At 40.8% G+C, this 11,742-nt stretch carries 11 protein-coding genes; 1 reads left to right on the top strand and 10 read right to left on the bottom strand.

Features of this window, described 5'->3' with window-relative positions; all coding sequences use genetic code 11:
* Positions 1 to 123: IS3 family transposase (locus NON16_RS24895; protein WP_257348545.1), on the top strand; the 123-nt coding region annotated here is incomplete at its 5' end.
* 691 nt (positions 124 to 814) lie between these two features.
* On the opposite strand, the gene NON16_RS24885 is transcribed toward NON16_RS24895, so the two are convergent.
* The 10 genes from NON16_RS24885 to NON16_RS24840 form a co-directional block, all read right to left on the bottom strand.
* Complete coding sequence (locus NON16_RS24885; protein WP_257352287.1) at positions 815 to 1,963, bottom strand: hypothetical protein; 1,149 nt, start codon at positions 1,961 to 1,963, stop codon at positions 815 to 817.
* 677 nt (positions 1,964 to 2,640) lie between these two features.
* Entirely contained in the window at positions 2,641 to 3,390 is a 750-nt protein-coding gene (locus NON16_RS24880; protein WP_257352285.1) for an SDR family NAD(P)-dependent oxidoreductase, read from the bottom strand.
* Positions 3,391 to 3,433: 43 nt separating this feature from the next.
* The gene (locus NON16_RS24875) at positions 3,434 to 4,681 is read right to left on the bottom strand and encodes a dihydrolipoamide acetyltransferase family protein (protein WP_257352284.1); all 1,248 of its coding nucleotides are present in this window, start codon (positions 4,679 to 4,681) and stop codon (positions 3,434 to 3,436) included.
* Complete coding sequence (locus tag NON16_RS24870; protein WP_257352282.1) at positions 4,678 to 5,676, bottom strand: alpha-ketoacid dehydrogenase subunit beta; 999 nt, start codon at positions 5,674 to 5,676, stop codon at positions 4,678 to 4,680. Before NON16_RS24870 ends, NON16_RS24875 begins: the two co-directional genes overlap by 4 nt.
* A gap of 18 nt (positions 5,677 to 5,694) precedes the next feature.
* Positions 5,695 to 6,642 carry a thiamine pyrophosphate-dependent dehydrogenase E1 component subunit alpha gene (locus tag NON16_RS24865; RefSeq protein WP_308216655.1) on the bottom strand — a complete coding sequence of 316 codons (948 nt, stop codon included), beginning with the start codon at positions 6,640 to 6,642 and terminating at the stop codon, positions 5,695 to 5,697.
* A gap of 32 nt (positions 6,643 to 6,674) precedes the next feature.
* Entirely contained in the window at positions 6,675 to 7,061 is a 387-nt protein-coding gene (locus NON16_RS24860; protein WP_257352279.1) for a hypothetical protein, read from the bottom strand.
* Positions 7,048 to 8,559, bottom strand: coding sequence for a sodium:solute symporter family transporter (locus tag NON16_RS24855; RefSeq protein WP_257352276.1), 1,512 nt, complete (start codon positions 8,557 to 8,559; stop codon positions 7,048 to 7,050). Before NON16_RS24855 ends, NON16_RS24860 begins: the two co-directional genes overlap by 14 nt.
* A gap of 41 nt (positions 8,560 to 8,600) precedes the next feature.
* Positions 8,601 to 9,800: a CaiB/BaiF CoA transferase family protein gene (locus NON16_RS24850; protein WP_257352274.1), complete on the bottom strand. Its 1,200-nt coding sequence runs from the start codon at positions 9,798 to 9,800 to the stop codon at positions 8,601 to 8,603.
* A 57-nt stretch (positions 9,801 to 9,857) separates the two neighbouring features.
* Positions 9,858 to 11,309, bottom strand: a complete 1,452-nt coding sequence (locus tag NON16_RS24845; protein ID WP_257352273.1) for an aldehyde dehydrogenase family protein — start codon at positions 11,307 to 11,309, stop codon at positions 9,858 to 9,860.
* Positions 11,306 to 11,590 (bottom strand): hypothetical protein, encoded by a 285-nt coding sequence (locus NON16_RS24840; protein WP_486660018.1) that lies wholly within the window; start codon positions 11,588 to 11,590, stop codon positions 11,306 to 11,308. The genes NON16_RS24845 and NON16_RS24840 overlap by 4 nt, the downstream gene beginning before the upstream one ends.
* Between the last annotated feature and the right edge of the window lie 152 nt (positions 11,591 to 11,742).

Here is an 11,742-nt window from a genome sequence, read left to right as displayed (position 1 = left end):
ACTGTAGAGGAATTACGTAAGAAAGTAGACGATTACATGGATTACTACAATTCCTCCAGGTATCAATGGGGATTAGAAAAGATGACCCCGGAACAATTCCGAGGTCACCTCTTAGCTGCTTAGGACTTTTATTAAACTGTCTTTTTTTAAGGGTACAGTTCACCTCTTAGCTGCTTAGGACTTTTATTAAACTGTCTTTTTTTAAGGGTACAGTTCAAAATGTGTCACCCCGGTTTTTTCTTTTTGTCCATACTGATTAAGGCATTCTATTCCACATCACATCTTGATGAAATGTTTGTTTAAAACCAAAAAACGCCTGATTCCTCTTAGGAAACCAGGCATTTCGAAGGTTAATACTAAAAACCTTTATCACTTCGCTTTTTTACCAAAATAAACCCAATCTCGCCTTCGCGGTTTTCCATTTGGAATCCTCGCCAACCTTCCGCGAGAAGAGCTTGCTGACCGGCCATGTTGTCCATTCGAGCCGTGGCTATTTCTGTCCAATCTCTATTTCATTCTTCTGCTATTTCCTTTACAAAAACATAGCGTAATCGACCGCTATATTTTTCCTTCAATGCAGCAATTTCCATTCCTTGGGTGAATTTATCTTTTAAACTTGGAATATTAAATGGCGCGACTGTGCAACAAATATATGAATACGCCTTGTTAAGCTTTCCTAATTCATGACGAGGATCGCTAATGTTTGCTGCAGGCGATTCCCTCGGTTATAAGAATGATAAATAATGGTTTCCTATGCTGGAATGTTTAGATATATGGATTTATTGTTTATAAGATTGGAAAACAACAAACATATTCATTTTGTTTCCATCTTAATATCTTTACTGTTAATCATCAGCAGTTTTTGTTCTTTAGTTGATATGTAATATGTGTTATCACTATAAGAAACAATCATTCCTTCTACTGTGACTTTTTTCTTGTCCCAAATGTATGTAATTTCTTGATAATTATCCGCATTTATCATCTGATAAAAATAATCTCCACCGTCAATTAGGAAATTTGGGGTGAAAGAAAGGGCTGCGAAACCGATGGTAAACAGAAATAGAAATGAAACATATGGATTTTTAGAAAGAGGTTTAATGTTATTCTGACCTTTTGTATTTGTGAAAATTTTCCTTTTTGATTCATACTTAACTATTTTCTCTATTAAAATGATTGATAATATCGTTATAATTAGAGCAGAACCAATTACTACTATATACTTATTTCTGAAAAAAGCTAGTGGAATAAGAATAGATAATGGTACTATCGAAGTTAAGTAAACAATGAACTTTATTATGAATAAATAAATACCCTTTTTTACCTTTTTAAAGGTTACGATTAATAATGGTATAGCAATGAAAATTAGAAGGGTAAAAAGTTCTGGTATTAAAAATTGTGATAAGACGCCGGATTGCAATTTTTCATTTAGAATGACTAAATTCATATATAGAATAATAAGATATAACATAGACAGAGTAGCTTTAACAGGATATTTACCACCTACATAAAACATTCCTATAACAATAACGATAGTCACAGGAAAGACCCAGATGGTAAGCATTTTTACAAATAAAGAAAAGGTGACTTCACCAAAGAAAAATAGTACTGTTCCAATATGTGCAAATATTAAAGAAATAAACATTGAGAAAACAGTTAAAACAGAAATTTTTTCTTTAAATATTGAAAGAACAAATAAACCTGCTATAAGGATTGACAGTAAATAAAATAGCCCGATTGCAATCGAACTCCCTCGATTAATAGGGATAAAGTTCACTGCAACCGTAAGCAAAGAACGGTCTTCAATTCCGCCAAAATAGTACCCCCATAAAAATAAATATCCTGCTAGATATACAAAAACAGAGGACATTAAAATCGATAATAGTGAATCAATGATTTTATTTCCAACTATCCTTAACGGAACTATTTTAAATAGCAAAGATAATAGAATTTTAAATCGATTCAAAGAATACCTCCTTTTTTTGATTGAAGACCGGTGTAGGAAAGAGGAAATATTTTTTACCACTACTATTTTTTAAGATCTATCAGAGCACATACATTTCCTACATCAAAAGTTATTGTTCTCTTAGTTATGGCTACTCCACCACTTGGCATAGTATATTGAGGATCATCGCTTTTATTCGTATTCCGGGTGATAGGCCGCAACGGACTTCATCCCAGGGTACTTGTTTATTAATATGAATCCTTCAAGCTGGACCTTATCACAAAGTTTAGAAAGTAATTAGGATGGACTTTCCATCGAGTGTAAGAATTTGATCATTGATTGATATCCTCCTGATGAAACGTTGTCTTCTCTTAACTTTTCAACAACCGAGAAAGGAAATCCTTTTACGTATAATTATTAATTTTTAATATTCACATACGAAATGTGTGTTACACTCCAACATCCATTTTTTGTTAACGCACCTTTAGCCACAAGGCTTTCCTTCCCATTAAATAGAAAATCATCAGGTATATCAACTCACCATTAAAATGAAAGACTTCAAAGGATATGAGGCGTTTTCCCCGTATGGATTGTACCTATTAAAATAGTAACTTATTTTCGACTAACCTCATATAAAAAGGATTCAATAGTTAAAAGCGTCCTCCCGCGTTTAATTCCCGTGAAAGAACGCTTTATAATCAAGACATCAGCATACCGCCGTTAACATCCAGTGTTATACCAGTTATCCAGTTAGATGCTTGTGATGATAGAAACAATACAGCTTCAGCAATGTCTTCCGGCTCACCTAATCGTTGTAACGGTGCCATGCTGTCACTGTAAGGGAAACCCGATGTCATATCTGTATAAACCGGTCCAGGTGCTACAGAGTTTACAAACACATTATGAGTAGCTCCATCTTTTGCAAACCACTTAACCATGGCATGGACTCCACCTTTAGAAGCTACATAATGGGGCCCTGAGATGACGCCTCCAACTTTGCCAGCGATTGAGCCTATCGTAACGATCTTACCGTAATTGTTTGCTTTCATTTTTGGATAGACAGCTTGACAGCAAAGAAAAGTTCCCTTTAAATTAACATCCATGACTTTATCCCATTCCATATGTGAGATATCATCACTACTCGTTCTCTCACACAAGCCAGCACAAGTAACTAGTATATCAATTTTGCCGAACTCTTTTTCTGCGAGTCCAACCATATTGTCGACCTCTTCTTGGTTGGTGATATCACAGGTAACACCAATTGCTTTACTGCCTAGTGTACGAATACTTTCAATCGTATCGTCAACGGGTAGGATGTCACTTGCAATTACTTCTGCCCCTTCACGGGCAAGAGATATGGCTACGGCTTTTCCGATTCCCCGTGATGCCCCAGTCACAATGGCAACCTGTCCTGACAAATCGATTTTTCCACTTTTTAACGTATTCACAATTTCCAATTCCTCCTAACCATATCTAAGTGTACCTAAAAAGTTAAATAATTAATTTAATCGGGTTCTCCAATTTACTGCCGATATCATTCAATAATTCAGCGCCAGGTTTTCCATCGTTAACCCGGTGGTCAAATACGAGTGAAAGCGATAGCACATGTCCAACTTCTAAATTTCCGTTTTTGTTAACAACTGGCTGCTTTTGAATGGATCCAATTCCAAGAATAGCTGCCTGCGTAGGATACACGACTGGTGAAAAGGAGTCTATATCGTAGTTTCCGAGGCTACTAATCGAAAAAGTTCCACCTTCAAAGTATTCATTTGTAAGCTTCTGATCTCGTACACCTTCTACCAACCATTTTCGGCCATCAGCTATTTCACTCAGTGACTTTTTGTCAGCATGACGAATCACAGGAATCATCAAACCGTCATCAACTGCAACCGCAAACCCGATATGAATATCCTGATACTGTCTGACCTGATCTTGAGAAAAAACCGAGTTGAACGTCATAAATTTCTTCAATGACCTTGAAACCGCATAAATGATAAAATCATTCGGAGAGATTGCGTAACCCTCTTCCTTTAATTCCTCTCGAAGGCTAACAAGCTTATCAACTTGGACGGATTTTGTGATGGTGACTGGTACTATTGTACGGGCACTTTGTTCCACCGTTTTTGTGATCGCTTTACGCATAGGAGACAATGGGAATGCGTTAGTTCCATCATTTACATCCTTGGAGGCTGCTTGGTCAGACACAGAGACCGAAGATTTTTTCTTTTTTTCTTGTTTTTCAATAAAAGCAAGGATGTCTTGCGCGATGATTCGCCCATTAGACGCGCTTCCATTCATTTCCGACAAATCTAGCTGATATTGCCGAGCTAGCTTTCGCGCATAGGGTGAAGCTATAATCCTTCGCTCAGGAGAATTCACCTTACTAGCGCCCGTTACAATTTCCTTAGTTATAGATGTATTTTCGTTTTTAATGGGTTTACTTTCTTCCCCCGATGTTACAGCTACCTGATTAACTTGATGCGTCTCCTCTTCACTTTCCTCTTCATCATAAATATAAGCTACAACTTCCCCTACTGGTAACTCCTCTACTTTCTCAGCATGCAGTACCTTGATATGTCCACTTGCAGGTGCTGTTACTTCCACTTCCAGTTTATCTGTTTCCATTGAAAATAGAGGATCATCCATAATGACTTGTTCACCATCGTTAACGAACCATTCCGTTATTGTTCCACTTTCCATCTGTTGCCCCATCTTTTGAATGATGACTGGTGTAGTCATATTGTCACTTCCTTGGCATTTGGAATGATAGATTGGACAGCTGTCACGATATCATTGAAATCACAAACAATCTCCTTCTCCAAAAGTGGTGAAAAAGGAAGTGGAGACGCCTTTGAGCCGACACGTTCAATAGGGGCGTCAAGCTCATCGAAACCTTCTTTAATAACCCTTGCAGCAACTTCGCCCCCTATTCCACCATTGACAACCGCTTCGTGTGCAATTACTAACCGGTGGGTTTTAGCGACTGATCGCAAAATCGTATCGATATCAAGGGGGGCTATTGTCCGTAAATCTATTATTTCAGCAGATATGCCTTCCTCAAGTAATGAATCGGCTGCTTTAATAGACTCGTGTACCATTCTGGAATACGAAACGATTGTCACATCCTGCCCTTCCCGAATGATGTTCGCCTTTCCAATCCCCAAGACTTCATCCTTATCGCTCACTTCACCTTTTATGTTGTAAAGCATCTTATTCTCGATAAAAACAACAGGATTATCTTCACGTATGGATGCTTTCAAAAGCCCTTTGGCATCAGCTGGCGTTGCCGGCATAACGACCTTTAACCCTGGTATATGCGCATACCATGCTTCTAGGCATTGTCCGTGTTGAGCTCCTGACGAATTTCCAGAGCCTTCTTGGGTCCGGATAACTAGCGGAACTTGAACCTGACCACCGGACATATAGCGGATTTTTGCAGCCTGGTTTACAATTTGATCAATGCTTAGTGTCGTAAAATCCAAATACATGATTTCAGCAATTGGTCGCATGCCTGTAATTGCAGCGCCAAGTGCCGCACCTGCAATCGCCAGTTCAGAGATTGGTGTATTACGTACCCTTTCTTTTCCAAACTCTGTAGAGAGCCCCTTTGTTACTTTGTAGGAACCGCCAAATGGATCTTCAATGTCCTCACCCATGATGAACACGCTGGTATCCCGGGTCATTTCTTCACGAATTGCTTCGCGTAGCGCATCCCGATATCTTATCGTCCTCACTTTTGTTCATCCTCCTCTCTAAACAAAAATATGATCCATAGCTTCATTTGGATGCGGATCTGCACTATTCACAGCATAATCGACAGCGTTATCAATCTCAGCATCAATTTCTTGGATAAGATTCTTTTTTAATTCTTCATTAAGGAGACCTGCTTGTTCCAGGTGCTTCTCAATTTGCACAATCGGATCTTTCAATACCCATTCAGCATGTTCATCTTCATTTCGATACTCGACTTGATCACCTAGATAGTGGCCCAAAAATCTATACGTATCAGCCTCAATTAAAGTAGGGCCTTCACCGTTTCGGGCACGTACTACCGAGTTAGCAGCTGCTTTTGCTACTGCTTCGACATCCATGCCATCGACATGAATGCCAGGTATTCCAAAGGCTTTAGCTCGCTCGGAAATCCTCTCAACCCTCTGATGATTTTTAACTGATGTTGACTCGGAAAACTTGTTGTTTTCACAGAGGAAGATAGTTGGCAAGCCCCAAACAGCAGCTAAATTAATGCCTTCATGAAATGCACCTGTATTCGAGGCACCATCACCAAAAAAGGCTACGGTCACACGGCCATCCTTTTTCATTTTGGAAGAAAGGGCTGTTCCTGATGCCATTGGAATACCCGCACCTACAACACCATTTGCTCCAAGAACTCCAACAGAAACATCCATGATATGCATGGACCCTCCTTTACCCCTATTTGAGCCTGTTGACTTGGCATATAATTCGGAAACCATCCGTTTCATATCCATACCTTTTGCCAGTACATGACCATGCCCTCTGTGCGTGGTAAACAAGTAATCTTTCTTTTCAAGGGCTGAACAGACACCGACCGCAACGGCCTCCTGCCCAATACAAGAATGAAGAAATCCTGGCAATTCCCCTTTTTCGAAAAGGGAAATTGCCTTCTGTTCAAACTGACGAATTCTAAGCATCTGACGATAAAAACAGATTTGCTCGTTCACCTTTCCACCTCATTCCTATTTATCGCTTTGAATTAATCACGTTTTATATCCCATTTCAGCCACCGTTTGAACATCATGGCGTAAAGCAATCCAAGCACAAATGTGATAAATGGCCAAATGAAATAAATGATCACGCCCGCTCCCAACGAAAAACCGCCAAATGTCGTTTCCTGACTAGTCATTCCGATCCCGGCCCATATAAACAGTGCGGTGAAGACGATGCCAAAACCAATGATCCACGGAACGAGCGGGCCCCATTCGTTTTCTTTATTAAGTGCTCCAAGAGCTAATAATACAATCGTCAGCAGAGGAATCGTGAAAAAGACGAGTGGCCAAATGTTAAAAGTCATCCCGACTAACATTAGAAGGAGCAAAAATCCACAAGCCATGATGATTTTATCAACTCTATTTGACTTCACCTACTGCCACCTCCGTTTTATGTTTTAAATGGTTATCAAGATACATATTTTCAAACTTTTCTTGATCATCTGCAGAACTTGTGACATAAGAAAGGACGATGAAAATCAGCATGCCGGCAATCAAGGTGATTCCGCCTATATGGAAATACTCAGGAACCGTAATTATACCGTTTGCCGTTAAAATTGTTGCAACTAAGTTAAAGACTAAACCGAGAATGATTGAAATCGTCGTAGCTATACCTGTTGCTCTTTTCCAATAGATTCCTAACACAATTGGACCGAACGTCGCTGCACCGAAAGCCGACCATCCGATTGCCCCTAACAAATAGATAATTTGATCGAGATACAGTCCAAAAAGTAACGAAAGAAGAACAATTACAGCAGAATAGATACGTCCCCACAATAGGTCACGCTTCACTTGAATGTTGAACGCCGAAGCTAAATCACGCATGATTGACGAAGCACCTATCGTAATGAAACTGCTGGCACTCGACATAATTGCAGCAAGCAATGCTGTTAGCGCTAATCCACCAAGTACTGGATTGATCAGATCCTCGGACCCTAAAAACTGAGTTGTCACGTTATCAATATTGTCGAGGGCAGGAACGGATCCTTCGATGACTAGAGCTCGGACAGCTAACCCAACACCAATACTAAACAGGGTAGTGATCGCGTATGCGACACTTGCAGTCAATGCCCCCCAACGTAATTCCTTTTCATCTCGCAACATGAGAAACTTAGTAATGAGCTGCGGCTGACCCGCGGAACCAAAGATAATCATAATCGCTGCGCTGAATATCCATGTGATTGGCATGATACCCATAAGGGACGTAAACTCAGGATTTTCAGCTGCTATGCTGTTGAGCATGCCTCCCCAGCCACCGGCATTAGCTGTTGCGACAATGAATACTGCTAGTGACATACCAACCATTAACACACCCTGAATTAAGTCAGTCCAAACCGCCGCAAGCATACCTCCGGCAATTGTGTAAATAGCCACGATTATTGAGCCGATCCAGGCACCAGTGATAAACGACGTATCGAATAACAGCGACATGATAAAACCCATCGCCGTAATTTGTGAAGTCATGTAACCAATTGAACCGATGAACATTGCTACTGACATGGTGATATGAGCTGCACGGCTGCCATAACGAACTCTTATGATATCCGGTACGGAATAAACCTCGTGGTATTGAGCAATTCGACGTAGTTTCGTTCCTAACAAAGTCCATGAAAGGAAAAAGCCGATCGGTGTAATAATCCCTGTAGCAATAACGGCTTGAATGCCCCAACCGTAAACCGTTCCCGTTGTTCCAAACATCCCCCATCCGCTTTGGATAGAAGAAAAGGTTGCAATCGCCATGACAAAAAATCCAAGTGATTGTCCGGCAACTAAAAAATCCTTTGATGACTTGGTGCGCCTATTTGCCCAAAAGCCAACCAGCAGCATGATCAGAAAATAAATAACGACAGTAATAAGAATTACAAGATCCATGCTTTACTCACTCCTTTTTAATAATGTGCCAAACATGCCATTTAAACCACTCCATTACTTTTCAGTTTTTCGATTTCATCATCTGAAAGGTTGAGAGTATATTTTAAGACATCTATGTTATGCTGACCTAGCTTTGGTCCAGCCCACTCAATTTCACCTGGTGTTTTACTTAATTTTGGAATAATTCCTGGCATTTTCAATTTCCCGAGTTGATCAACATCTATCTCACGGATCATTTCTCGTGCTAGATAGTGAGGATCGACAGTTATATCCGAAATCGAATAAATCCGACCACCTGGAACCTTAGCCTCGTCTAATTTTTTCAAAACTTCATCAATGTGAAGGCTTTTCGTCCAGTTTTCAATGGTTTCATCCAGAAACTCAGCATGTTCCGAGCGAGTAGCGTTGCTTTGAAATCGAAGGTCCTCAGCGTATTCCGGGTAACCGATTGCAATCATCAATCGTTTAAAAATCGAATCGCCGTTAGCACCTATGACGACAAACTTGTCATCCTTGCAAAGATATGTGTTCGAGGGTGTAATTCCTGGCAGGACACTACCCGTTCTTTTCCTAATGACTTCCGCATGATCATACTCGGGAAGCATACTTTCCATTAAGCTGAAAATAGCTTCGTAAAGGGCGACATCGATGTATTGACCTTCCCCCGTTCCCTTCACATCACGATGGTACACAGCCATAAACGAACCTATTACCGCATAAAGGGCAGCAATTGAATCCCCGATGCTCACACCGACCCTAGTTGGCGGTTGATCGGGGTTTCCTGTTAAATAACGGAGCCCGCCCATCGCCTCGCCAATCGATCCAAATCCTGGCTTGTCACGATAAGGACCATTTTGACCATAACCAGATACACGAACTAATATGATTCCTGGATTGATCTCTTTTAATTGGTCGTAGCCAATTCCCCATTTTTCTAATGTACCAGGGCGGAAGTTTTCGATAATGATATCTACCTCTCTCGCCAGCTGACGGATGATCTCTTGCCCTTCAGGTTTCCTTAAATCAAGTGTCAAGGACTTTTTATTACGAGATTGCACATACCACCATAAACTTGTGCCGTTTTCAACAATTCGCCACGTTCGAAGTGGATCCCCCTTGTCGGCGCTCTCGACTTTAATCACTTCTGCTCCAAAATCTGCGAACAACCTACCGGCAAATGGACCCGCAATCAGCGACCCCATTTCCAAGACTTTCAAGCCGTTTAATGCTTTTTCCTTCAAAGTAGACACCTCCCTAGTTTATTGCTTTTTACTACTAGATTAAAAGCTTCTAAGACATTAGATCATCCGGAATCCGACAAGTTTAGGAACCGTCATTTCATCAAGAGCATATTTCGGGCCTTCTTTTCCCATACCGCTATCTTTGACACCCCCATATGGCATATGATCTGCACGGAAGTTGGACACCTCATTAATTTGGACACCGCCAGCTTGAATATGTTTGATCGAATAAAATGCATGACTCATATTGTTAGTGAAAACACCTGCTTGTAGGCCATACTTCGAATTGTTTACCTCATTCACGGCATCTACAAATGATATAAAAGGTGCCACAGTAATAACAGGACCAAAAATTTCCTCACAGCTTACTTTCATATCCGGTTTGACATCAGCTAACAAGGTTGGTTCCAAGATACGGTCCTTTAGATTACCTCCTGCAAGTAGACGGGCTCCTGATTCAACTGCTTCCTGAATCCAGTCAGAAATACGTTCACTTGCTTCTAATGAAATTAACGATGGAACATCAGTATTTTCCGAAAAAGGATCACCTGTTTTAAGCCCTGTGACTACATCTTTTACACGATCGATAAATTCTTCATATAGTGTTTCGTGGACAAAAACACGTTGAACAGAAATACAAGACTGGCCAACCGAACTCATACTGCCCATCACGCAACGCTCTACCGCCAAATCCAGATTCGCACCGCAGTCAATGACCGTTGCAGCGTTTGAACCTAATTCCAATAATACTTTTTTATAGCCTGCTATTTGCCTAATTTGCTTCCCAACCTTTGAGCTCCCTGTGAAAGTGATAAGTGCTGTCTCTGGGTGAACGACTAAATACTCACCTACCTCTGCATCTCCAGTTAATACCTGAAGTCCATTTTGAGGCAGCCCAGATTGCTCAAAAATTTTGGCAAGTTCCAGGCTGGATAATGGTGTCTGTGGAGCAGGTTTTAAGATAACAGGATTTCCACCTGCAATTGCTGGCCCTAATTTATGGGCAGCAAGTAACAACGGAAAGTTAAAACCGGTTATCGCGGCTACAACACCAATAGGTTCTCGTATCGTATAAGAAATCCTACCTTCACCGCCCTCCATTGCATCAATCGGAATCATGTCACCGTGTAATGAACGGGCTGCTTCTGCCGAAAAGCGTAGCGTTGAAACTGCCCTATTAACTTCCCCTTTCGCATCACGCAGCGTTTTTCCTGTTTCATAAACAATTAATGTTGCCAGTTCTTCCTGACGCTGTGATACTAACTCTGCCGCTTTATTTAAAATCGCCGCTCGCTTCCATAATGGCAACTCGGCCACGTCTTTCTTAGCTGAAACAGCAGACTGCACAGCCTTTTCAGCCTCTTTTCTTGTCGCTAAACTAACTTCCGTTATCGCTTCGCCAGTATACGGAAACGTTAATGTGTATGTTGTCTCAGTAACAGTCCATTTTGAATCAATGAAGATTGGAGCTATTTTGTCCAAATTGATGACATTTGTGACGGTGCTCATAGTGTCACCCCTTTGTTCACGAATTCACCATTCATAGCTCGCTTGAAGACCGCCAGTATCTCTTCTTGAGTTAAGCGCTTCGGAGAATTGCTTTGGAGCCGTTCCATGCCTTCCGAACTGTTGGCAAGCTCCGAAAGCAAATCAATCGGTACATTCACTTCTTTAAGCGTCGTTGGTAACTCGATTTTCTTCTGCAGATCTACAATCGCTTGAATAAAGTTACTGATCGTATCTTGATTATCACTACCTTTAATGCCGGCAAGCTCTGCAAGTTTCAAAATTTTCTCTTCACGGTATGGGGTGAATATTTCACTCGAATAGAACCAACTTCTCGGACATTTTGAACCATTGTCTCGGACGAATAGAACCAGCTTCTCGGGAGGAGAACCACCCTCTATAATATAGATGCACTGATTATTCAGTGTATCTATCA

The sequence above is a fragment of the Pseudalkalibacillus decolorationis genome (assembly GCF_024609785.1).
In the GTDB taxonomy this organism is placed as follows: Bacteria; Bacillota; Bacilli; order Bacillales; family Fictibacillaceae; genus Pseudalkalibacillus; species Pseudalkalibacillus decolorationis.
Note: the sequence above shows the minus strand (reverse complement) of the source record. Positions and strands in the feature narration are given on the sequence as shown.